The following is a 23558-nucleotide window of genomic DNA, read 5'->3' on the forward strand; positions in this document are numbered from 1 at the left end:
GACGAAGGCGTTGAGCACAGGATTTGGTAGTGAAATCAGCCCAGACACAATTCGCGCGGCGCAAGAAGGTCGACGTGATGCCCAACGTGTTATCTTCGAAGTGTTTCAACGTCCCGTCTTAACCTTATTGCGTGGTCTTTGTAGAGAGCCTGAATTAGCTCGTGACCTGGCCCAAGATGTCTTTGTTCAGGCATTTGCAAAATTGAACCAATTGCGAGAAACCTCAGCGTTTGGCGGTTGGTTAAAACAATTGACGCTGAATACTGCGTTTGCCTATTTTCGGCGACCCACAAATCAAAATCACAGTATCGAAGACGAAGCTGAGAGTGAGTCGGATGACTGGCATAGCCAAGCGGATTGGCTCAGTCGAGTTGATGATATTGAAGCATTATTTAGCGTATTGAATGATGAAGAACGTCTCATAGTCTGGTTGTTTGTGGTTGAAGATTACACGCATCAAGAATTAGCAGAGCAGTTTGCCATTTCAGCGACAGCGGTTCGACAACGATATCATCGAGCGCTACAGAAATTGAAAGATAGGAGTCAATCATGACCTTACCATCAACGCCAAAGAGTCCAGCAGAACAAGCGTTGAAAGCACGCCTTGAAGCCTGGGTGGACCAAGAACAATCGGAGCTCACTCTGCGGTGGCAAGATGTGCAGCCACAGTCAACTTTGGCAAAGCAACGTCGTTGGTTATGGTTTGCACCTGTCGCAACAGCTGCTGCGGTCGCTTGGTTCGTACTGGCACCTATGACGCCTACAGCGCCTGCATTGGAGCCCTTACCACCCATGCTGTTAGCAGATAATTATGCGTTGGATGCACTCGACCAGCGCATACAACAAGCTTATTTAAAGGGTGCAGAACCTCAGCACATTGAACAACTTTGGCAAGAACGCGACTATTTGCAAGCGAAGGAGCAAATTTTATGAAGCCATTTTCTCGTCTTACTCTCGGCATAGTAGCCGCCCTGACCTTTAGCAATACGCTCCTGTTTACTGCAGCTCAAGCGGCAGAGCCGCAAGAAGACCGAGCTCGTGAAATGGCTCGCTCAGCTGCCGTGGAAGCCGCCAAGTCTGGCGGTAAAAACGACACTGTCGTTCTCGAAGAGCCAGCTCGCAGCTATTTTGAATGGGGTGCTATCGTACGTCCCGATGGTGAAATCCTCAGCGTTCGTCCGGGGACCGTCGCAGCTGATATGGGCGTTGAAGCGGGTGACCACCTCACGCATATCAATGGCACATCGGTTGAGCGAGAGTCATTACAATCCATTCTGCAAAAATTTGATGATCTGGAGCACGGTCGCACATTTAACATTACCATCGAGCGTGATGACAAAAGTATGACGCTCGAGAGTATCGTCCGTGCCACTGTGGTACCTGGTTGGCGTCTTGAAGTTGATTCAACCTTTGAAGAAACGGCCCATGCAATTCAAAATGCGAGCGCCTGTGGACGCGTAAGTATATTTCTGCAGCCACCAGTGACACGAGACTATTACCCCGCGTTTATCAACACGATCAATGGCGAAGATACACGCATCAAGAATCCAGTGATTAAGTTGGGAGTTGGTGAGCACATTATTGGTCTCCATGAAAAAATCGGCGACCCACGAGCGACTCGCTCACCTAGTTTACGGACTGAGAAATTGCTTCGCTTAGTTGTTGAACCCAACAAGAAGTATCATTTGGCCGCTCATTTTATTGCGGACAAACGTTACGACCGAGTGAATGCCGGTTATTGGGAACCCATTGTATGGAAAGTCACCGAACACAGTTGTGACCCGAACGACTAAAAAAACAGCCAGCTTCAAGCTGGCTGTTTTCATTTCAGTACGAGTTAACTCGACTTTTTCTCAAGAAGATTGAGTGATTTGCCGATTTTGATTTGTTTTGGCTTCATTGCCTCTGGCACGATTTTCTCGAGCCCAATGGTTAATAAGCCATTTTTCATTTCGGCGCCAATCACTTCAACATGATCAGCTAAATTGAATTTCCGCTCAAAGCTGCGAAACGCCACACCTTTGTGTAAATAGTGACGCTCTTCTTGATCTTCAGCTCTTTTGCCTTGCACTTTGAGTATACCGTTCTCGACTTCGATACTCAGTTCATCTTCCTCAAAACCAGCAACCGCGAGAGTAATTGCATAGCGGTTCTCATCAATCACTTCGATGTTGTAGGGAGGATAACCACCGGCACCATTTCCATCTGCACGCATTGCGGCATCAAGCAAACGAGCCATACGGTCAAAACCAATCGAACTACGGTATAACGGGGATAAATCAATTGTTGCCATCATCATTCTCCTAAGAAGCAATAATTTAAGTGGCCAAGACTCTCTTGGAGACATCTTGGTACTCATTATTTGTGGCTGCTTGATTCACATTTCAAGTGTCTTGATTCGAAATTTTTATGCGTGTGCAAAGTCCATATTGTCACTGCATTGTCACGCAGCTGTGCTAGGATATTCGCACTTATGTTGACGGGGAATTAGTCATGAAATCCAGATCTCTACTGGCCTTAGCAATCACAGCTGCACTCAGCACTGCCAGTTGCGCCACCACCGATTCAACCTCAGAATCGACTGCCGAAATAACACCACCGAATATCATTTTCATGATTGGCGATGGCATGGGCTTTGAGTATATCTCCGCCTACCGCTACGCCATGAGCGAACTGGGTGCTGATGCCCTCGCATCAACACCTTTTGATGATTTGTTGGTTGGTGCAGCAACCACCTATCCAGATGATGACACGTGGGTGACTGATTCAGCCTCCAGTGCAACCGCGTTAGCGACCGGAATCAAGAGTTATAACGGTGCCATTGGGGTTGATACTGAGCAACATCCACAGCAAACGTTAATGGAATTGGCGCGTCAAAATGGTTGGCTAACCGGTGCCGTATCTACATCACAAGTGACGCACGCCACTCCTGCTTCATTCTTCACCCACCACCCTTCACGTAATATGTATCATCAAATTGCCGATTCCATGGCAACTCCCATTGCTGATGGACAATGGAGCTTTGATGTCATGTTGGGTGGCGGTTATGCGCACTTTAATCGTGACGACAAAAACTGGTTACCAGAACTCGAAGCGCAAGGCATGACCATAGTAACTGAGTTTGCGGAACTCCCTGAACTTCAGCAGCTACCGGCCATGGGCCTATTCGCGCCAATTGGCTTACCGCATGCAATTGACGATGAGCCACGTTTAGCAACGATGACCGAACACGCCCTGCGACTCCTGACAGATCAACAGACGGAGGGACAACCTTTCGCCTTGATGATCGAGGGAAGTCAAATTGACTGGTGTGGCCACGCGAATGATATCGCTTGTGCGGTGCATGAAATGGCTGATTTTGCCGCTGCCATTGAGGTTGTTAAAGCCTTTCAAGCAGAGCATCCAAACACCCTATTGGTTATCACAGCGGATCATTCGACTGGCGGTTTAACATTGGGCCAAGGCGGCGAATACGCTTGGTACTCGGAGCGCGTGATGGGTATTCAAAACTCGCTCGCGTTTCTGACTGAACAATTACTCGGAATGCCGCGCGAGCAATGGCGCGAGTACTTGCAACCGCGGTTGAATCTCGACTTTAGCGATGACGACTGGCGACAATTGATCGAGGCGGAATTGCCTGAATCAGAGCGTGCTCGTGACAAGCAGTATGCTTTAGGCGCTGTGTTGGTGCCGCTGATTAGCAAGCATTCTCGCACCGGCTGGACCACGACCGGTCACACCGCTGTTGATGTGCCGGTTCTCGCCGAAGGTCCGTACGCCGAGCAACTGCGCGGCTATCAAGACCACACCGATATTGCCAAGGTCCTCCTCAATATCGTGAAGTAGAACCCAAACGGGCTGGCACTATGCGTGCCAGCCTAATTCTTTCGCTCGCGTTGCGGCCAACGCAGGCACATCAGTCTGCACAAAGTGATGGTGCAGAATCTGTACCCCTAGCATGTGATTAATCACTGCATCCAGTTGTACTTTCTCATCAATGGGCACGGTTTCATCTTCATGCTTGGCAAAAGTGGCTTGAACCATCTCATAGTCCAACAAACCGGCTTGAGTAACCGCCTCTTCAGACAAAAACTGCTCCGCTAATTTTAGCACGGCTTGCCATTTCTTCGGATCCGTATGCGCCGGCGGTGCCATAAATGCAAACTTCTCGCGCTTATACAGCGTTTCTGGAAGCAACCCTTTCATCGCCTCACGCAGCACATATTTCTCTTTATTACCCTTGATCCGCAAATGTGGCGGTACGGTGAAAGCATACTCAGCCAAATGGTGGTCCAAAAACGCCGGCCGAGCTTCCATGGAGTTCGCCATATCGACACGGTCTCCACCCCAAGTCAGAATTTGCCCTTCCAACATGGTTTTTATCCACACATACTGCGCGCGATCGAGCGGGTGTCTGCCCTTCAGCATTTCTTCATCGAGTGTTGCTGCAATAGCCGAGCCTGGGTCGTAATCTTCGACATCAGCACGCCGCTCAGCCGCAATCAATGGGAGTGCGACATCAGCGCAAGATAACCATGGCTGGACACAACTTGGGGTGAATCCCATCTTGGCGTTAAACGCTGGACTGACAAATTCTTCACGCGCCAACATAGCGCCCTTAAAGAGCTTATTATTTTTCTCCAACAGCTCTTGCCAGGCTTTACGTTCGCTATCGGGTAGATGATCTAAGCCGTGTAAGAACATGTCCTTGCGGAATGCCGGATAACCCGCAAATAATTCGTCTGAGCCTTCCCCAGTCAACACCACCTTATAATTCACATCATGAACCTGTTGGCTCATTAAATATTTTGCGACGCCAAGGGTGTTGTAGATAGTGCGTTCAGTATGCCAAATCGTCTTCACAAAATGGTCATACAGATCATCAGCTTTGAGTCGCATGATGTGATGATCAGCACCGGTGGCCTCTGCCATTTCCTGCGCAATAGGTGTCTCATCATAGTCACTGGAGTCAAAGCCAATGGTAAAGGCCTTCACGGAAGTCTGTGTAGACGCTGCAGATAGCCCCAGAATCGCACAGGAGTCAATACCGCCAGAGAGGTAGCACCCAACTGGAACATCGGCTGTTAAGCGGTGTTGGACGGCTTCCAATAGATGCTTACGCACCCCTTCAATATAAGGCGCTTCGTCCACTTCATCGCCCGGGTATTCGTGCGCTAGAGGAAATTTCACATCCCAATATTTGCTCGTTTCAATCGCTAGTTTGCCCGACTTCCGAGTCACTTTTACCACATGACCTGGCGCAACTTGGTGAATGCCCTCGAACGCAGTCGAACCCGGCACCATCACTTGAATAAGCTGGTGCAGAAGACCTTCGGTAGAAAACTCACGTTTGACATCGGGATGCGCGAACAGGACCTTCAATTCCGAACCAAATACTAAACCGTTGTCGGTTTCGGTGTAATACAACGGTTTGATGCCGAAACGATCCCGCACCAGATACAGCGCATCTTCGTCGCGATCAAAGAGTGCAAAAGCAAACTCACCACGCAGTTCTTTCAGTGTTGCTTCCAATCCCACGCGCTCAAACAAGTGCAACACAATCTCAGAGTCGCTCTTCGTCCGAAACCGTGCGCCCTGAGCCGTCAGGTCAGCACGAATTCGTTTAAAATCGTAGAATTCACCATTATGCGCCAACAGTAATCGATCGTTGGTCGACCGAAATGGCTGCCGAGCCCGATCTTCATCTAAGTCAATAATCGATAGCCGCGCATGGCTAAATCCAACACCACACTCCTCCATACGGTCATAACCAAAACCATCGGGCCCGCGGTGATGCATAATAGCGGCCATATTGACGAGCGTTTGCGCTTCAATCGCAGCATTGGGTTGCTGCTGAAAAACTCCTGCAATTCCACACATAAATTTGACTCCTTACTGCTTAAACGACGTCAATAACACGCTCTGCGCGTTCGACCATACAAGTGAGTAACGCCATTCTGAGGAATACGGCACCGCGCGCTTGGCTGAAATACCAATTGTGTGCGGTATGATCTAAATCGGTTGCTAATTCTTCGCCACGTGCCAAAGGGTGAAGAATAATTGCGTTGTCTTTGAGAGGCGACTGCGCATTCAAATGAAACTTGCTGCCGTAAGTATTAAAGGTATCGCCTTCCCATGAAATCGCATTGATATACACCACGTCTAGCGACGGTAGACAGGCATCCAAGTCGTTGGATGTCGTGACTTTTAAGCCGCGACTTTCTAATTCCTCGCGTTGCCCTTGCCCGAATAGCTCGGACTCGCTCGCGCTATCGTGAATCACCACGACTTCGCTCACCGCATGCGGGAATACCGACAAACACTTCAGAAAACTGCGTACGGTGCGCATTTTGTTCGGAACACCGATAATACCCAGTTTGATTGAAGTGTTATTGGCTGGATCAATTAGTTCTGGTCGCCATTTAAAAATGGCATACATGTCGGATAGCGCTTGCGTCGGATGCTCGTCCACACCATTGCCTGCATTAATAATTGGGATCCGCAACGCGTCCATCATTTCAAACAGCGAGCTTTCTTGCGTATCCCGCAACACCACACAGTCGCCATAGTTATTAAACATTTCCGCGACATCGGCTAAGCATTCACCTTTCGCAATCCCGGTGGTAGAGCGGTCAGTAATAGACATAATGTCGCCACCCAGACGATGCCAAGCACTCTCAAATGACAACCGCGTGCGTGTACTCGGCTCGTAGAATGCACTAATCAGAATTTTGTTCTGCAACGGCGAGCTAAACCGCTTAGGATTACTTTCTATTTTTGCAGCCAAACGAAACAGTTGTTTCATGGTTTCTTGATTAAATTGATCACCAGAAACAATGTGTTGATTGGCCAATTGCACCAAGTAATCACCATCCTCCTGGATAGCTCGTAGCAGGGCTTTCGGATGTGCATCACCATAGACATCCGGACGCTCTCGCTCAAACGAAACGTCATTCACGTTCATAATTGATTACCATAATTGTTTAGAAATGAAATCCTTGAGCCATAGCCCCAGTAAAATAATCGGCGCACAGGCAGTCAATGCGAGACATACGTAAACTAATACACTAAAACCCGTTAGACTCATCATAGTGACTCCTCGCGTTCCGCAAGCTGATCCCACTCAAATGCTGCTTTGCTGCGCCACAGGCTTATCGCGCAAATACTGGCAGAAACTGCACAGGACACCAGAGCTGCAACATAGAACCCAATCATAAAGTAGCTGATTAATCCGAGTACTGTACCCAGTGTCATGGCAACTGCGGCATAGCTTCCCGTTATTCGACGGCTATACAAACCGAGAACAACGGGGAAAATAGTACTAGCGACAAAGGCACCGGCGAAATTCAGTAATGCGCCCAATGTTGCGATTTGTGGCAAACAAAATAGCCAAGTCAGCACGCCCAAACCGATAATACTGTAGCGATTGACACGCATTAGTTGCCGATCACCCGCCTCTGGATTGAATTTCTTGTGGTAGAAGTCACGAGTGACCAAATCGGCAGTCGCAGCCAACAGCGAATCTAAGCTTGATGCCAATGCGGAAAACACCACCACAAATACCACCACGGCCCCTACTTTACCCAGTACTTCGGCCGCAACCATAGGTCCAACCATATCAGCGCTTGGCGGGAAGATTCCCAACTGCGGTGCTGCAAGAGCAATAAACCCCGTGACAATCGGGATCGGTAGCCACAACAAGCCACCCAATAGAAATGCCTTCATGGCGACTTTGCCACGAAAAGCGAGTGCACGTGACCACCATACATTCGAATGGAAAATTTCGCCCAAGCCAAAAAAGATATTATTAAACAAAAACATGATGGCCGCTGGGAACAGTAGATCGAGTAACTGCGGATGTTCACCGCTGAGCTCACTATGAATCGAATCCAAGCTGACGGTATCAATCAAAAACCAAGCGATGAGCACGACACCAATAATGATAATCACTGCTTGAATGAAATCAGTCGCGATGACCGCTCGCAAGCCGCCAAAGAGTGTGTAGCCAACACAGATCAGCAAAATAGCTGACATGCCGATGTGATAATCCAAGCCGCTCAAGGCTTGCAAGAGTATGCCACCAGCCATACCCAACGACACTAACCAACCAAACGCATAAACTACGGAGATAACAATAAAGGCCCACCAAGCAGCGCGACCATATCGGAGTCGAATAAAGTCACCCGAAGTGTAGCCGTTCGGCATCAATTGCTTAATACGTGCCGCCAGCGGCGCAAATAGAATGAGGCCTAGCGCGGCGAATGAATATCCCACCATGCCCCAAATGCCGAATTGATAGGTGAGTTGCGGTGCAACCAAGGTGGTATTGCTGGTCACCCAAGTAGCCATAGCGGTTGCCGCAGCGAGTGCCATGCCGACATTTCGCCCAGCTAGGGCAAAGTCCTCATGACTTTTATTTGCGCGCCCTAAGTACCAACCAAAGGCTATCCAAGCGCCGCCAAACAGTACCACCAGCCAGAGGCCTAGCTCGGTGCTCAGCGCAAAGCCAGAATCACTCATGCTTCACCCCTTGGCTCGCTTGCGTTGTTGTACGTTTGAAGAAATAGAATTGTGTCGCGACGAGAGTCACGAACAGCAGCAAGCCAATACCGAACAACGACAAAGCCTGCCACAGTGGATAATGGTCGACAGTGACTTCAATCACATTGCTGTGCGACTGCCCCTGCTCATCCACTAGGCGCAAGAAATAGTGACCCGATGGCACACCCGTAGCGGTGAGCTCCGAAAAATCGCCGAAAAAGCGATAACGCTTCGGGTTGTTAAAATCGGTAGAGGTCGCTTGCTGAAGTTGAAGTTCAGAAAGTGATACGGGCTCTTCTGCTGATTCTCGTAAGGACGCTTCGACTACGAAGTATCCAGCGCGCACAGATCCGTCAGGCCCACTCAGTTGATAATCTTGAGCAGCAGCCTGAGTTGCAGTGAAAATCACTGCTACTAATGCGGTCATCAGACCACAATATCGACGCACTAACCGAGTGACCTTCGGCACGAATCCTTCCAAATTGAACGTGACTTTCAAGCCTACCAACCCCAGCAACTCTTTTCAACTCGAACTGTTTTAGCAAAACGGTGCAGTCATAGCGTTTGTGAAAGATCGTTCTGGCGTGGTAGTTCGTAATAGGTTCAGGTATCCTTTTTTCAGACTCACACAGCGGTAGTAGCGAGATGATGTACGTATATCTTTGCAGTATGGGAGCAAATTTAGCTCCAGAAGAAAACTTCGCCAAAGCACGGTCAAAACTGACCCCATTGGGCGAGGTTCATTACTCGCGTGCGGTCTACACCAAACCTGTCGATATCGACACCGAACATGATTTTTTAAATTCACTCTTCGTGATAGCGACCCAGCTTGATGCGGAAGTGTTGAAGATGGCATTCAACAAAATCGAGACCGAGTTAGGTCGTGATCGCGATGATCCCGAATGCAGCAAGAAAGATCGACCGATGGATATCGATATTCTGGGAGCTATTGATGAGGATGTATGGGAATCCGTTCCTGATTATCTAGCGAGCGCCATCCCATCATTACGGCCTATCGCACACCGATTAACCGAGCAGGAGCAAGTTACTTTATGACGCAGCGTGTCGCACTTATCACTGGCGCTGGCCGCCGCTTTGGTTTCGAGTTAGCGCAAGCCCTCCTCGCCGAAGACTATCTCGTTTTTGCTCACTACAATACGTCCAAAGCAGGCGTTGAAGAGCTGGAATCAAAAGGTGCGATTGGCGTGCAAGCCGACCTCGCTGATTTAGACCAAGTTCAAGCATTGATTCAAACGGTGCAGCAGCACACGCTGAAGATCGATCTGTTAGTGAACAATGCGTCCTGCTTCTTTAACAATGAAGCGGTCGATGACAGTCTGGCCAATCTAGATGCAGTATTTCGCGTGCACACCATGGCGCCCTATTTACTGATTTCGGGTTTGCAGCATGAGCTCAAAGAGTCTGGAGAAGCACTAGTTCTAAATATTACCGATATCTATGTCGACAGTCCGTCCACTGAGTACTTAGCCTACTGTGCGGCGAAAGCTGGCCTCGCGAATCTCACCCAAGGTTTTGCTAAAGCATTGGCACCTGAAATTCGTGTTAACGCTATTCAACCTGGCCCGATTTTATTTTTACCCGAGCACGACTCTGAACATCGGCAAACAGTCCTCGCACAGACTCCGTTGAAAGTTGAGGGTGGCTTGCAACCCATGATTGATACCGTCAGATTTCTGCGCGACAACCCCTTTATTACTGGGGAATCTATTAAAGTGGATGGTGGTAGAGCACTAAATATTTAAAGGCATTCCTGACTTAATGTGCTAAAACTTAAGCGTTAAATTCGTTTTATCACAGCAAGGAATTCGCCATGAAAGTTCAAGCCTTGACGTTAACGGGGATTCTCCTCGGACTCGTCACAGCCCCTGTTATAGCTGATGAATCAGCGCGATTACTTCGTCAGCCAGACCTATCCGCTAGCCATATCACCTTTGTTTACGGTGGTGATATTTGGTTGGCCGATCGAGATGGCTCCAATCCACGCCCATTGACCACCTCACCGGCGCCGGAATCGAATCCTAAATTCTCGCCCGATGGTAAGTGGATTGCCTTCACGGGTAATTACGATAGCAACGCAGATGTATATGTGATGCCAATTACCGGCGGGCAACCAACGCGCTTGACCTATCATCCGAGCGGTGACGTGGTGAATGGTTGGAGCCCAAATGGCGATAAAGTCCTATTCGCTTCCAATCGTGAAATACTCAATTCACGCTCCAATCAACTATTTGAGATTGCGGTCGACGGCGGTTACCCGACGAAAGTGATGACCGCGGTAGCTTATGAAGGACAATGGTCTGATGATGGCGAGCGACTCGCGTATCGACCTAACAATATGGCTTATTCAGGCGCGAGCGGTTGGCGTTTGCATCGGGGTGGCAGTACGCCACCCATTTGGATTATGGATGTCGCAGATAATAAACTTGAGCGAGTGCCACATCCCAATGCCAACGAGCACAATCCATTTTGGCTCGGCGACTCCGTTTATTTCCTGTCCGATCGCGACAATGTCGCCATGAACCTATTCCGCTATGAAGACGGTGACGTGGAACAACTCACCCAGCATAGTGACTGGGATATTCAAAGTGCCAGTGGCCATGGCAACCACGTCATTTATGAAGCGGGTGGCTATTTGTACCTGATGAATGTTGATTCAGGTGCTCGGGATGTCCTGACGGTGCAATTGAATGCGCAATCCGAACAACGCCGTCCACAATGGAAAGATGCGTCACGGCAACTAACCTCTGCGCAGCTTTCAACAACCGGACAGCGAATTTTAGTCACGGCACGAGGTGATATTTTTACCGTTCCAGCCAAAGATGGCAGTACTCGTAATCTCACAGCAACCTCTGGTGTTCGTGAGTTTGACGCGCTGTGGAGTGCTGATGGCACGCAAGTGGCTTATATTTCTGACCAAGGCAATCGACATAGTTTAGTGATTGCTGCTCAAGATGGTTCAGGTGAACCGAAGAAATTCTTATTGGGTGAAACGGGCTATTTTAATCTTTTAGCGTGGTCTCCAACTGGTGATCGCATCGTCTATCAAGACAATCATCTGAACCTGTATAGCTTTGATGTAGCCTCTGAATCGATGCAACGCATTGCAACCACGCCACGTCGAGCCGATTTCCAAGTCAGCTTTACCAGCGATGGCCGCTACTTAGCATTCACCACGTCTGAAGCAAACTACTTCAGCCAAATTACCATTCATGATTTCACTACGGGTGACCAACATCGTCTCACAGACGGTATGAGCCACGCACAAAACCCGGTCTTTACAGACGACTACTTATATTTTGCAGCTTCGGTTAATACCGGTCCAAGCCAAGTTGGCCTCGACCTGTCCACGCAGGAACGTCCGGTTCGACTCGGCATCTATGCAGCGGTGCTCAGTAATGACGGTCAATCACCGTTATTTCCGAAAACTGGCGATGAGCCTGCAGCATCGGCTGACGATAAACCGGCAACTGAAGAAGATGCGGATAAATCAGTAACCATTGATTTTGACTCGATTCAAAATCGTATTGTTGGCTTGCCAATTGCTGAAAAGAATTACGGCAAACTTGGCGTTGGAAAAGACGGTGGACTCTTCATTCTCGAATCACCGCAAGCAGGCGCTAGCAATGAGCCCCCAGGCTCTGGTGGTCCAGGCGACGCAACCTTGCATCGTTTCAACTTTGAAGAGCAGAAGCTGGAAACCGTTGAGTCCGGAATTTCTACTTTCGAGTTGAGCCCCGATCGCAGCAAACTGTTGCTGATCACACGTCCGAATCAACTCAAGCTCGGTGACGCAGCGGCTAAACCCGATGCGAAACCAGTCAAACTCAGTGATGTCCGCAGTTTCATTGATCCAGCGGCAGAGTGGCAGCAAATTTTCGATGACACTTGGCGGATGCAGAAGGAATACTTCTACGACCCGAACATGCACGGTATTGACTGGGATGCTATGTACGACAAGTACCAACCCATGTTAGCGCATGTGCAGCGCCGTGAAGATTTGAACGATGTGCTCGTTCAGCTCATCGCAGAACTGCAAGTCGGTCACAACCGCGTCGGTGGTGGTGATGTCTATCGCGGTGAATCGACCAACACCGGTTTACTTGGTGCTGATTTTGCGATCACCGATGGTCACTATCAGGTCACACGTGTCTATCAAGGCGACCGCTGGAGCCCGTATTTGGATGCGCCATTAGCGCAGCCTGGCGCTACCGTGGAAGCGGGTGAGTTCATTCTTGCTATTAATGGCCAAGCTATCGGCAGCCAGACCAATATCTTCCAGCATTTGGAACAAACTGCTGGCCAGCAAGTGACCCTGACCGTTGCGAGCGATGCCTCTGGCTCAAACTCGCGAGAGGTTCTCGTGAAACCAACACAATCCGAGTCCACCTTGCGACTATGGCATTGGGTTGAGCAGAATCGTCAGTACGTGGATGAGGAATCGAATGGGCAAGTCGGTTACATCTACCTCCCCAATACTGCTGATGGCGGGTTTTACTTCTTTAACCGGATGTTCTTTGCGCAAGTCGACAAACCGGCTCTCATTATCGATGAGCGTAAAAATGGTGGCGGACAAGCAGCAAACTACATCACCGAAATATTGGCGCGCCCATTCTTATCCGGTTGGAAAGACCGTGATGGTTTGACGTTCAGTACGCCTGGTGGCGGTATCTATGGCCCGAAAACCATGCTGATTGACCAAGACGCTGGCTCTGGCGGCGACTTCCTGCCATGGTCCTTCAAGCGGTTGGGCTTAGGTAAGCTCATTGGTACGCGTACTTGGGGTGGTTTAATCGGTATCTCTACCAATCCATCTTTGATTGATGGTGGTGGCCATGTGGTTCCATTCTTCCGCTTCTATACGCCTGATGGCGAATGGCGCGTTGAGAATGAAGGCGTTGCGCCAGATATCGAAGTCATCCTTGATCCAACACTGGTCAATCAAGGTCGTGACCCACAGTTAGAACGCGCTGTAGCTGAAACTCTCAAAGAGTTGCAAGCGAATCCGCCCGCTGATCATAGCGAAGCGCCAGCAATGCCAACCAAACTCGGCCTCTAACGTCCTCTGCTGTAAGAAAATGCTGTAATAAAAAACCCCGTGGCACAAACCACGGGGTTTTTCTTATCACCAACTACAAGTGCTCTACGCAGCCAGCATTTGCCGTAATACGTAATGAAGAATGCCACCATTTTTGTAGTAAGCGAGCTCGTTGCCAGTATCGATACGACACTTCACTTCGAACTCAACAGTCGAGCCATCTTCTTTCTTCGCTGTTACCGTAAGCATCTGCCCTGGCTTCAAGTCTTCATTGATGCCCGCAATGGAAATTTCTTCCTTACCAGTTAATCCGTGTGCTTGAACGCCCTGCCCGTCAACAAACTGCAACGGTAACACGCCCATTCCCACCAAGTTGGAACGGTGAATACGCTCAAAACTCTCAGCAATAACAGCTTTCACACCAAGTAAGGTGGTGCCTTTGGCAGCCCAGTCACGGCTCGAACCAGTACCGTACTCTTTACCGGCTAATACCACCAGTGGCGTGCCTTCTTGCTGATACTTCATGGCTGCATCATAAATTGACATCTGCTCGCCTGATGGCACATGAACGGTATAACCACCCTCAACATCGTCCAACATTTGGTTTTTGATACGAATGTTGGCGAATGTACCGCGCATCATGACTTCGTGATTACCGCGGCGCGAACCATAAGAGTTGAAATCAGCGACATCGACGCCGTTTTCTTGCAGATATTTACCCGCCGGCGACGAATCCTTGATAGAACCCGCTGGCGATATGTGGTCCGTCGTAATGGAATCGGCAAACACTGCCAACACGCGCGCCTCATCAATGTTACTAATAGGCTCCAACGGCTTATCAATACCATCGAAATAAGGTGGATTCTTCACATAGGTCGAATCATCACTCCAGGTGTAGGTATTCCCTTCACCAATTGGAATAGCGCGCCATTCATCATCACCTTTGAATACTTCCGCATATTCACGGCGGAACATATCGCCGTCCACAAACGCCACAGCTTCGGCAATCTCCGCGCTGCTTGGCCAGATATCCTTCAAGTAGACTGGATTACCGTCTTTATCGTTCCCAAGCGGATCGCTACTCAAGTCGATACGCGTAGTTCCGGCGAGAGCATAGGCAACAACCAGTGGCGGTGACGCGAGCCAATTCGCTTTGACGTCAGAGTGCACTCGTCCTTCAAAGTTTCTGTTGCCTGACAGTACCGATGACACCGTCAAGTTACCCTGATTAATCGCCTTGCCAATTTCCGGTGGCAATGGACCTGAGTTACCGATACAAGTCGTACACCCATAACCGACCAAGTTGAAACCCAACTCATCCAGATACTTCGTGAAGCCTGCCTTAGCGAGATAATCAGTCACCACTTTTGAACCTGGTGCTAACGATGTTTTCACCCACGGCTTCCGGTCTAAACCTTTCTCAATGGCTTTCTTAGCCACTAAACCAGCAGCCATCAACACGCTCGGATTTGAGGTATTGGTACAAGAGGTAATGGCGGCAATCACTACATCACCGTGTGACAGCGCGTAATCCGTACCTTCTACTGGAATTTCTTTATCTTTCTCGCCCGCTTGACCTGAGCTTTCGAGTAACAAGTCAAAATTTGCGCCTAACTGTGGCATCGCGACACGGTCTTGCGGACGTTTCGGTCCCGCTAGTGACGCGCCAACAGAACTTAAGTCTAGTTCCATTGAATCGGTAAACACTGGCTCTACACCGGTTTCACGCCACATTCCTTGTGCTTTGCTGTACGCCTCGACTAAATCAATTGTTTCTTGATCGCGACCTGAAAGCTCCAAATAACGCAGTGTTTCGCCATCAACTGGGAAGAAACCACAAGTCGCACCGTACTCTGGCGCCATATTTGCGATAGTCGCACGGTCTGCAAGAGGTAAGTTATCCAGACCCGGACCATAGAATTCAACGAATTTACCGACTACGCCATGCTTCCGTAGCATCTGCGTTACCGTAAGGACTAAATCTGTAGCAGTCACGCCTTCTGGTAATTTACCGGTCATGCGGAAGCCGACCACTTCAGGAATCAGCATCGAGATCGGTTGCCCCAGCATGGCAGCTTCAGCCTCGATACCGCCCACACCCCAGCCTAATACACCTAAGCCATTGATCATGGTCGTATGCGAGTCAGTACCGACCAAGGTATCTGGCAGCACATAAGTCTTGCCGTCTTGCTCTTTCGTCCAAGCTACTTTCGCTAAATATTCCAAGTTCACTTGGTGACAAATACCGGTACCAGGCGGAACCACACGGAAGTTTTCAAAGGCACTTTGGCCCCAACGCAAGAATTGATAGCGCTCAAAATTACGCTCCATTTCAATTTTCACGTTCTGTTTAAACGCTTCTGGGGTCGCAAACTTGTCCACCATCACCGAGTGGTCAATAACTAAGTCTACCGCCGATAGCGGGTTGATTTGATTTGGATCTTGTCCAGCTTTGGCTACGGCATCGCGCATCGCTGCTAAGTCAACGACCGCTGGAACACCGGTGAAATCCTGCATTAACACACGCGCAGGACGATATTGAATTTCGCGGTCAGACCGCTTATCGGCTAACCAATGCGCAACAGCTTCAATGTCGGTTTTCGTGACCGTGTCATTGTCTTCATTGCGCAATAAGTTCTCTAACAAGACTTTCATCGACACAGGCAGTGTCGCCGCATCACCGATAGCACTCAGTGCCTCGGTTGCCTTAGGTAGGCTGAAATAGTGGTACGTTTTACCGTTTACTTCTAGGGTACTCAAGGTCTTCAGGCTGTCGTGGCTCGACATAGCTCTCTCCTTTTCCACGCACAATATCATTCCATAAGCTTAGCTGCTCAGAGCCAACTAGGCTATATTTCTTACTTATAATCACTATGGTAGTGGTATCGTTCAAGATCAACCTTCATCCTGCCACAGGCGGATTTAAATAGCAGGATATTCGCTTGAAACTCGTAGGTTTTCCTTTCACTGAACAGAAATTTGCGATTTACTATAAAGGTTGTCGCACCACACTCATCTAGGACTTTACCACTCACATGGATAAACCGGCACTGGAGTCATTAGGTCGTTACATCGATTTACTCCTCGATGTCATCTGCGTTGTCTCATCCAATGGCGAATTTGCCTACGTGAGTAAAGGCAGTGAGATTGTTTTTGGCTATCGCCCCGATGAAATGATTGGTCGACAAATGATCAATTACGTCCATCCCGATGACCGTGAGCGCACTCTCAACGCAGCGCGCGACATTATGTCGGGCCATCATAAAATTAACTTTCAGAACCGTTATATTCACAAACAAGGCCATGTGGTCCATGTGCTGTGGTCAGCACGTTGGTCCGAAGCCGATCAACGGCGAGTAGCGGTGGCGCGCGATATAACGAAACAGTATCAAGCCGAACAGCGCCAACAATTATTACTCGAAATATCGCAAGCAGCGCACGAAGCCAGAAATGTAACTGCACTCAATCAATCGGTACAGAAGCTCCTCGCGAACTACCCCGACCAAACTATGGATAACGATTTGGAGAGCTTCATTGCTCGCCATATCGACACTTTGCAAGAACGCCAAGCACTCTTGAATCGACTGCAAAACTTGGCGCACACGGATGTCTTAACCCAACTACCCAACCGCGCAGCGTTCTATACCACCTTCCAACAAGCGGTCGAGCACGCGCATCAAAAGCGTCAGGCGCTCGCGTTGTTATATCTCGATCTGGATAACTTCAAAGCTGTGAATGATCAACATGGCCACAAGTCAGGCGACCGAGTGTTACTTCAAGCAGCGCGGCTTATCCGCCAAGCGGTTCGCTCAACTGACACTGTCGCTCGCATCGGTGGTGACGAATTTGTGGTGTTGCTGGAATACCTCGAGCACCCCAATGATGCCGCCGCCGTAGCAAAGAAAATAATTGCGGCCTTTGACAATCAATCCGGCGATGAATTGCTGAATCAAGTGAAGCCGAGTATTGGAATCGCTATCTGGCCGCGACACGGGGCAGATTTAGATGATTTATTGCAAGTTGCCGATACTGCTATGTACGAAGCTAAACATCATGAAACAGAGTCGTTTATAATGGCGAGTACGAGCCCACCTATTCACAAAGCATAGGACTAATTGATGAGCAAAGTACTCAACGACCTTTTAAATTTACTTCGTTTAGAGACCATTGAACACGGACTCTATCGCGGTCAAAGCCAAGACTTGGGGTTTGGCGCCGTATTTGGTGGCCAGGTTATCGGGCAAGCCCTCTCTGCCGCCAAAGAAACTTTGCCCGAAGATCGGAAGGTACATTCGCTCCACACCTACTTTTTACGACCTGGCGATCCAACGCGTCCGATTGTGTACGATGTCGAAAACATCCGCGACGGCAAGAGTTTTTCAACACGACGCGTACAAGCCATTCAACATGGCAAGCCGATTTTCTATATGACCGCGTCGTTCCAAATTTCTGAACCTGGTTTTGAACATCAAGATGCGATGCCAGAAGTTCCCGGGCCAGAAGGACTGGTTTCAGATATCGATATTTACCGAGAACATGCTGACCTGATTCCAGAGCAGATTCGGAATAAATTCACTTCTGAGAAGCCCATTGAAATGCGCTTTGTGACTGCGTTCAATCCGTTTAAGCCGCACAAAGAAGAGCCCAAGCGTTACGTTTGGTTGCGTGCCAACGGACCCATGCCAGATGACCAGCGCGCTCATAAATATCTGTTAGCGTATGCGTCGGACTTCAACTTCCTGCCGACGGCAATGCAACCGCATGGACACAGCTTCGCGGAACCAACCATCCAAATGGCAACCATTGACCATGCTATGTGGTTCCACCATGAGTTCAGAATGGATGATTGGTTGTTGTATGCCATCGATAGTCCAGTCGCGTCCGGCGCGCGTGGCCTTGTGCGCGGGCAGTTCTTTACCCGCCAAGGTAAATTGGTGGCATCGACTATTCAAGAAGGTGTCATGAGAAAGCGCTAAATGAGATGCTGCGGGCCGAATCGTTCAGCCCGCAGCTGTTCGTAATAAGTAATGGAACTAAGAAATACTGAAGAAGAATCCTGCGATTGCTGCGCTCATCATATTCGCCAAAGTTGCTGCCAAGAGCGCTTTAATACCCAACCGAGCGATATCGTGGCGACGACTTGGCGCCATACCACCCAATCCACCTAGTAAGATTGCAATCGACGAGAAGTTCGCAAAACCACACAGCACGAAAGTGATAATGACTTGGCTGTGCTCACTGAGCTGGTCTTTGTAATTCACGAAATCGAGATACGCAACGAATTCATTAATGACTAGTTTCTGGCCAATAAAGCTACCCGCTAATTGAGCCTCGTCCCAGCTCACGCCCAACATGTAAGCAACGGGCTGGAAGATATAGCCAAAGAGCTCTTGCAACGACAATTCTGGATAACCGAACCAGCCGCCCACCCAGCCAAAGATGCCGTTAATTAATGCAATTAAGGCGACAAAAGCAATCAGCATAGCGCCAACATTAATGGCCAACTGAACACCGCTTGAGGCGCCCGCAGCTGCTGCATCAATAACATTCACTGAGCGGTCTTCAACTTGAACGTCACCCGCCTTTTGGGAATCTGTGCCTTCGATGATGTTATCCAGGTCTTCGCGCGGTTTTTGCGTTTCTGGCATGATCATCTTGGCCATCAACAGACCCGCTGGAGCAGCCATAAAGCTCGCCGCAATCAAATACTTTAACTCCACGCCTACACCCGCATAGCCGGCCAATACCGAACCCGATACAGATGCCATGCCACCGACCATCACCGCAAATAATTCGGAGCGAGTCATACTGGCAATAAAGGGCCGCACCATCATGGGTGCTTCGGTTTGCCCAACGAAGATGTTCGCTGCAGCTGACATCGACTCGGGCCGACTACTGCCGATGATTTTTTGCAGCGTTCCACCCAAAATTTTGATGATCCACTTCATGATACCGAGGTAATAAAGCACCGAAATCAATGAAGAGAAGAACACGATAACGCTGAGTACTTGAATGGCGAAGACAAAACCAAAGTCTGCGGAAGCGAGGCCGCCGAACATAAATTGAATGCCGGCATTAGTGAACGAGATGATCTTCGCGACCCCTGCTGCGACCGCATAGAGTACGTCTTGTCCAAACGGCACGTACAGAACAAAAGCGCCCAACAATACTTGAATTGCAAATGCGCCACCGACGGTGCGCCAACGGATGGCTTTACGATTTGCAGAAAACAAATAGGCAATCAGCAAGATGATCGCGATACCAAGAAAACTATTCATATATTCAGACCATGTGTTGTTTTTATCATCACTGCTTATTCAGCAAGCAGTTGACGTATTTTTGATTTAATAAGGTCGATTGCGATTTCATTTTGACCGCCGCGGGTGACTACTAAATCAGCAAATTGCTTCGACGGCAAGATGAACTCGAAAAAAGCTGGCCGAACCGTCTCTTCATATTGGTCAGCGACCGACTGAATGGTTCTGCCCCGCTCTTCGACATCACGCCGCATGCGTCGCAGCAGACAAACATCTAAGGGGGTATCCATAAACACCGAAATATCAAATATTTCACGTAGTTTTGGATCGGTTAGGAGAAGAATCCCTTCCACCATAATAACCTTACCAGGATTGACCGAAATCGTCTCTGGCAAGCGGGTATGGGTTTTGTAACTGTATTGTGGCATGTCGACCGAGTGGCCGTCGCGAAGTTGAATGAGGTGCTCAACTAACAACTCATGTTCAAACGCAGAGGGATGGTCGTAGTTGGTCAGTTGACGCTGTTCGAAGCTCAAATGACTTTGATCTCGGTAGTAGGCATCTTCCGCCAAAATGGCAATACCACGGCCCCCAAGCTCAGCTACCAACTCTTGGTAGACAGTTGATGCAAAGAGACTTTTCCCTGATGCTGAAGCGCCAGCAATGGCGATAATGGTTGTCTTTCCCACGCGTCCGATCTTCGATTGCCCCACAACAGCCGAGAATTATCCTTGATCCGCTTTGGAATTGGAAGCGTTGTAACGGTTTGACCAATCTTGTTACATATTCGATTGGCTCGACACATTACAATACGAAGTCAAGTTGTCTATTATCGACGGGTTAATCTCCCAAGTTTTATTCAGAGCAATAGGAAACACATAATGCGATTTGCTAAAACGTTAACGGCCGTAGCCGTTGCCACGGTTCTACTCGGTGGTTGCCAAGCCACTGCTAACACCTCGAAAGCAGCAGCGGCACAACAACAAACCGTACAGCAAAACCTCCCTGACGTATCTATTCCATACGAAACATTCAAACTCGACAACGGCTTAACAGTAGTTGTACATACTGACCGTAAAGCGCCTATCGTCGCCGTCAACGTTTGGTATGGTGTGGGTTCAAAAGATGAGAGCGAAGGCCAAACCGGTTTCGCCCACTTATTTGAACACCTTATGTTCAACGGTACTGAAAACTACGACGACGAGTACTTCGGCCCGTTTGAACGCGCTGGAGCGACTGACCAAAACGGTACCACCAATAGCGACCGGACCAACTACTTCCAGAACGTTCCAACCCCAGCGCTGGATATGGCACTGTGGATGGAATCGGACCGTATGGGTCACCTGCTTGGCGCCGTCACGCAAGAAAAACTTGACGAGCAACGTGGCGTCGTACAAAACGAGAAACGCCAAGGTGAATCACAGCCTTATGGCCGCGTATTCGGTTTCCTAGCAGAACAGACATTCCCTGAAGGACACCCATACTCGTGGTCGGTTATCGGCTCTATGGAAGATTTAAATGCAGCATCGCTTGATGACGTGCATCAGTGGTTTAACGACTACTACGGCACCGCCAATGCGGTGGTGGTATTAGCCGGTGATATCGATGTCGAAACTGCCAAAGAAAAAATGAATCACTTCTTCGGTCACATCGATGCTGGTAAGCCACTACAGAAAATGAAGAGCTGGATTGCTAAGCGCGATGGCGAAAAACGCGCTTCAATGGAAGACAATGTACCAGTTCCACGTATCTACAAACTGTGGAATACCGCAGAGATGGGTACGGAAGATGGCGAATACTTAAGCCTGTTAACTGACATTCTTGCTGGCGGCAAAAACTCACGTCTGTATCAGCGTTTAGTCTATGACGAGCAGATTGCTAGCTCAGTATCAGGTTTCCAGTATGCCCGTCAGCTCGCCGGACAATTCTTTGTGATTGCTGATGCTAAGCCCGGTGTTGATTTGCGTGACATCGAAGCTATTCTTGATGAAGAAATGGCTCGCTTAATTGCGGAAGGCCCAACCCAAGAAGAATTGAATCGCGTGCGCTTCTCAAGCGTTGCTGGTTTCGTTCGCGGCGTTGAGCGTATTGGTGGTTTCGGCGGTAAATCAGATGTCTTAGCTGCAGGTCAGGTCTATCACAATGACCCAGGCTACTACGAAAAAACCATGGCGACTTTGAAGGGTGCTACTCCTGAGAAAATTCGCCAAGCAGCAGAGCGTTGGTTATCAGAAGGCGCCTTTGTATTGGATGTAAATCCACAACCGCGTTACACCACTATTGAAGCGCAAGCTGATCGTTCTGGTGTACCTCCAGTAGGTGATTTACCGACTCTTGATTTGCCAGAGCTGTCTAGCTTCACTCTATCCAACGGACTCGAAGTGCATTTAGCGACTCGCAGTGACGTGCCAACGGTTCAAATGAACTTAGTATTTGATAGCGGTTATGCGTCAGATGTCGATGCCAAAATTGGTACCGCGAGCTTTGCAATGAGCATGTTGCGTGAAGGCACGCCGTCACGTCCTGCCCTCGAGTTGAGCCGTGAACTGGAAACCATTGGTACCAACTTGTTCACTTCTGCAAGTCTAGATACGTCTAACATCCGGATGGATTCCTTAACCACGAACCTAGACCAAAGCTTGGATATCATGGCTGACCTGATTCAAAACGCCGCATTTGATCAAGAAGAGATCGAGCGTAAGCGTGGCATCTGGTTAGAAACCATTAAGAAAGAAAAAGCGTCACCACAGTCGCAAGCGTTCCGCATTCTGCCGAGCATCATGTTCCCTGAAGATCACCCGTACAATGCACCATTTACTGGTTCAGGTACTGAAGCTTCAATCAACTCGCTCGAGCGCACTGACTTGGTAAACTACCGTGACACTTGGTTGCGTCCAGATATCGCTCGTTTAGTGGTAGTTGGCGATACTACCGAAGCTGAACTGAAGCCGTTGTTAGAAAAATATTTGGCCTCATGGGAAGCTCCGGCAAGCGCAGCACCAGAGAAAGTGTTTGCTGATGTTACCGCACCAACACAGCCACGAGTCTTCTTAATTGACCAACCGGGCACCCCACAATCAACCATCATTGCAGGTCAATTTGCGCCTTCAGGCAAAGCCGACAATGCTGAGATTGTAGACGTGATGAATACCATCATCGGTGGTAGCTTCACCAGCCGTCTGAACATGAACTTACGTGAAGACAAAGGCTGGTCATACGGAGCTCGCTCAGTTTGGTTTGATGCTGAAGCGCAAGGTCTATTGCTAGCGTTAGCACCGGTTCAAACCGACAAAACGGCTGAATCAATTCAAGAAATCTTGAAAGAATTCAACGGTTACATTGGTGATGAGCCAGCCACGACTGAAGAATTGGATAAAGTTAAATCCAACAAAACAGCTCGTTTGCCAGGTGCTTATGAAACCAAAGGCGCATTGTTAGGCGCTGTCGTTGATATGCTCGAGAAAGAGAAAGACATGGCTTGGTTAGAGTCATTTGGACAACGCGTCAACGCGATGGAATTGGATACTATTCAAGCCACCGCTCAAGATGTGCTGACTCCAGGTGCACTGACTTGGGTCATTGTTGGTGACCTCAGCCAAATCGAGGAAAAAGTTCGTGAACTGAACCTCGGTGAAGTTACGAAGCTCGACGCAGATGGTAACGTGCTTTAATCTCTCCCATATTCTGCATGGGATTTTTGAGCC

18 protein-coding genes are annotated in these 23558 nt (G+C 49.0%); 10 read left to right on the forward strand and 8 right to left on the reverse strand.

Annotated elements, in window-relative coordinates:
* Positions 1-10: 10 nt before the first annotated feature.
* The 3 genes from ACN0S4_RS05985 to ACN0S4_RS05995 are packed head-to-tail and all read left to right on the forward strand — an operon-like array spanning position 11 to position 1793.
* Entirely contained in the window at positions 11-553 is a 543-nt protein-coding gene (locus tag ACN0S4_RS05985) for an RNA polymerase sigma factor (protein WP_417656801.1), read from the forward strand.
* Complete coding sequence (locus tag ACN0S4_RS05990; RefSeq protein ID WP_417656802.1) at positions 550-933, forward strand: hypothetical protein; 384 nt, start codon at positions 550-552, stop codon at positions 931-933. Before ACN0S4_RS05985 ends, ACN0S4_RS05990 begins: the two co-directional genes overlap by 4 nt.
* On the forward strand, positions 930-1793 hold the full coding sequence (locus ACN0S4_RS05995) for a PDZ domain-containing protein (protein WP_417656803.1): 864 nt from the start codon (positions 930-932) through the stop codon (positions 1791-1793). Before ACN0S4_RS05990 ends, ACN0S4_RS05995 begins: the two co-directional genes overlap by 4 nt.
* A 44-nt stretch (positions 1794-1837) precedes the next feature.
* On the opposite strand, the gene ACN0S4_RS06000 is transcribed toward ACN0S4_RS05995, so the two are convergent.
* Positions 1838-2293 (reverse strand): Hsp20 family protein, encoded by a 456-nt coding sequence (locus ACN0S4_RS06000; RefSeq protein WP_417656804.1) that lies wholly within the window; start codon positions 2291-2293, stop codon positions 1838-1840.
* 200 nt (positions 2294-2493) lie between these two features.
* On the opposite strand from ACN0S4_RS06000, the gene ACN0S4_RS06005 reads away from it, so the two are divergent.
* Positions 2494-3846, forward strand: a complete 1353-nt coding sequence (locus tag ACN0S4_RS06005) for an alkaline phosphatase (protein WP_417656805.1) — start codon at positions 2494-2496, stop codon at positions 3844-3846.
* 18 nt (positions 3847-3864) lie between these two features.
* Here the strand turns inward: ACN0S4_RS06005 and asnB are convergent, their stop codons facing one another.
* The 4 genes from asnB to ACN0S4_RS06025 all read right to left on the reverse strand — a co-directional run bounded on the left by asnB (position 3865) and on the right by ACN0S4_RS06025 (position 9010).
* The gene (gene asnB / locus ACN0S4_RS06010; RefSeq protein WP_417656806.1) at positions 3865-5880 is read right to left on the reverse strand and encodes an asparagine synthase (glutamine-hydrolyzing); all 2016 of its coding nucleotides are present in this window, start codon (positions 5878-5880) and stop codon (positions 3865-3867) included.
* A gap of 19 nt (positions 5881-5899) precedes the next feature.
* Positions 5900-6964, reverse strand: coding sequence for an aspartate/ornithine carbamoyltransferase family protein (locus tag ACN0S4_RS06015; protein ID WP_417656807.1), 1065 nt, complete (start codon positions 6962-6964; stop codon positions 5900-5902).
* Positions 6965-7086: 122 nt separating this feature from the next.
* Positions 7087-8520 (reverse strand): sodium:solute symporter family protein, encoded by a 1434-nt coding sequence (locus tag ACN0S4_RS06020; protein ID WP_417656808.1) that lies wholly within the window; start codon positions 8518-8520, stop codon positions 7087-7089.
* Complete coding sequence (locus ACN0S4_RS06025) at positions 8513-9010, reverse strand: hypothetical protein (RefSeq protein WP_417656809.1); 498 nt, start codon at positions 9008-9010, stop codon at positions 8513-8515. Before ACN0S4_RS06025 ends, ACN0S4_RS06020 begins: the two co-directional genes overlap by 8 nt.
* A gap of 176 nt (positions 9011-9186) precedes the next feature.
* Between ACN0S4_RS06025 and ACN0S4_RS06030 the strand changes: the two genes are divergently transcribed.
* The 3 genes from ACN0S4_RS06030 to ACN0S4_RS06040 all read left to right on the forward strand — a co-directional run bounded on the left by ACN0S4_RS06030 (position 9187) and on the right by ACN0S4_RS06040 (position 13618).
* Positions 9187-9597 (forward strand): 2-amino-4-hydroxy-6-hydroxymethyldihydropteridine diphosphokinase, encoded by a 411-nt coding sequence (locus ACN0S4_RS06030; protein ID WP_417656810.1) that lies wholly within the window; start codon positions 9187-9189, stop codon positions 9595-9597.
* Positions 9594-10304 carry an SDR family NAD(P)-dependent oxidoreductase gene (locus ACN0S4_RS06035; RefSeq protein ID WP_417656811.1) on the forward strand — a complete coding sequence of 237 codons (711 nt, stop codon included), beginning with the start codon at positions 9594-9596 and terminating at the stop codon, positions 10302-10304. The genes ACN0S4_RS06030 and ACN0S4_RS06035 overlap by 4 nt, the downstream gene beginning before the upstream one ends.
* 68 nt (positions 10305-10372) lie before the next feature.
* Complete coding sequence (locus ACN0S4_RS06040; protein WP_417656812.1) at positions 10373-13618, forward strand: S41 family peptidase; 3246 nt, start codon at positions 10373-10375, stop codon at positions 13616-13618.
* A gap of 84 nt (positions 13619-13702) precedes the next feature.
* Here the strand turns inward: ACN0S4_RS06040 and acnA are convergent, their stop codons facing one another.
* A complete protein-coding gene (gene acnA, locus ACN0S4_RS06045; protein WP_417656813.1) occupies positions 13703-16384 on the reverse strand; it encodes an aconitate hydratase AcnA in 2682 nt (893 codons plus the stop codon).
* A gap of 248 nt (positions 16385-16632) precedes the next feature.
* Between acnA and ACN0S4_RS06050 the strand changes: the two genes are divergently transcribed.
* Both ACN0S4_RS06050 and tesB read left to right on the forward strand, forming a co-directional pair.
* Positions 16633-17706 (forward strand): diguanylate cyclase domain-containing protein, encoded by a 1074-nt coding sequence (locus ACN0S4_RS06050; protein ID WP_417656814.1) that lies wholly within the window; start codon positions 16633-16635, stop codon positions 17704-17706.
* Between the two features lie 9 nt (positions 17707-17715).
* The gene (gene tesB, locus ACN0S4_RS06055; protein ID WP_417656815.1) at positions 17716-18573 is read left to right on the forward strand and encodes an acyl-CoA thioesterase II; all 858 of its coding nucleotides are present in this window, start codon (positions 17716-17718) and stop codon (positions 18571-18573) included.
* Positions 18574-18630: 57 nt separating this feature from the next.
* Here tesB and ACN0S4_RS06060 read toward each other — a convergent pair whose 3' ends face one another.
* Both ACN0S4_RS06060 and udk read right to left on the reverse strand, forming a co-directional pair.
* Complete coding sequence (locus ACN0S4_RS06060) at positions 18631-19875, reverse strand: NupC/NupG family nucleoside CNT transporter (protein ID WP_417656816.1); 1245 nt, start codon at positions 19873-19875, stop codon at positions 18631-18633.
* Positions 19876-19910: 35 nt separating this feature from the next.
* Positions 19911-20543, reverse strand: a complete 633-nt coding sequence (udk, locus tag ACN0S4_RS06065; RefSeq protein ID WP_417656817.1) for a uridine kinase — start codon at positions 20541-20543, stop codon at positions 19911-19913.
* 192 nt (positions 20544-20735) lie between these two features.
* Between udk and ACN0S4_RS06070 the strand changes: the two genes are divergently transcribed.
* A complete protein-coding gene (locus tag ACN0S4_RS06070; protein WP_417656818.1) occupies positions 20736-23525 on the forward strand; it encodes a M16 family metallopeptidase in 2790 nt (929 codons plus the stop codon).
* Positions 23526-23558: the final 33 nt, after the last annotated feature.

The sequence above is a fragment of the Pseudidiomarina aestuarii genome, assembly GCF_048263735.1.
GTDB classification, from domain to species: Bacteria; Pseudomonadota; Gammaproteobacteria; order Enterobacterales; family Alteromonadaceae; genus Pseudidiomarina; species Pseudidiomarina aestuarii_B.

What these genes read in the sequence shown, in the direction of transcription:
- ACN0S4_RS05990 (WP_417656802.1), top strand. Translation starts at nt 550, where the DNA reads ATGACCTTACCATCAACGCCAAAGAGTCCAGCAGAACAAGCGTTGAAA.
- ACN0S4_RS05995 (WP_417656803.1), top strand. Translation starts at nt 930, where the DNA reads ATGAAGCCATTTTCTCGTCTTACTCTCGGCATAGTAGCCGCCCTGACC.
- ACN0S4_RS06000 (WP_417656804.1), bottom strand. Translation starts at nt 2,293, where the DNA reads ATGGCAACAATTGATTTATCCCCGTTATACCGTAGTTCGATTGGTTTT.
- ACN0S4_RS06005 (WP_417656805.1), top strand. Translation starts at nt 2,494, where the DNA reads ATGAAATCCAGATCTCTACTGGCCTTAGCAATCACAGCTGCACTCAGC.
- asnB (WP_417656806.1), bottom strand. Translation starts at nt 5,880, where the DNA reads ATGTGTGGAATTGCAGGAGTTTTTCAGCAGCAACCCAATGCTGCGATT.
- ACN0S4_RS06015 (WP_417656807.1), bottom strand. Translation starts at nt 6,964, where the DNA reads ATGAACGTGAATGACGTTTCGTTTGAGCGAGAGCGTCCGGATGTCTAT.
- ACN0S4_RS06020 (WP_417656808.1), bottom strand. Translation starts at nt 8,520, where the DNA reads ATGAGTGATTCTGGCTTTGCGCTGAGCACCGAGCTAGGCCTCTGGCTG.
- ACN0S4_RS06030 (WP_417656810.1), top strand. Translation starts at nt 9,187, where the DNA reads ATGATGTACGTATATCTTTGCAGTATGGGAGCAAATTTAGCTCCAGAA.
- ACN0S4_RS06035 (WP_417656811.1), top strand. Translation starts at nt 9,594, where the DNA reads ATGACGCAGCGTGTCGCACTTATCACTGGCGCTGGCCGCCGCTTTGGT.
- ACN0S4_RS06040 (WP_417656812.1), top strand. Translation starts at nt 10,373, where the DNA reads ATGAAAGTTCAAGCCTTGACGTTAACGGGGATTCTCCTCGGACTCGTC.
- acnA (WP_417656813.1), bottom strand. Translation starts at nt 16,384, where the DNA reads ATGTCGAGCCACGACAGCCTGAAGACCTTGAGTACCCTAGAAGTAAAC.
- ACN0S4_RS06050 (WP_417656814.1), top strand. Translation starts at nt 16,633, where the DNA reads ATGGATAAACCGGCACTGGAGTCATTAGGTCGTTACATCGATTTACTC.
- tesB (WP_417656815.1), top strand. Translation starts at nt 17,716, where the DNA reads ATGAGCAAAGTACTCAACGACCTTTTAAATTTACTTCGTTTAGAGACC.
- ACN0S4_RS06060 (WP_417656816.1), bottom strand. Translation starts at nt 19,875, where the DNA reads ATGAATAGTTTTCTTGGTATCGCGATCATCTTGCTGATTGCCTATTTG.
- ACN0S4_RS06070 (WP_417656818.1), top strand. Translation starts at nt 20,736, where the DNA reads ATGCGATTTGCTAAAACGTTAACGGCCGTAGCCGTTGCCACGGTTCTA.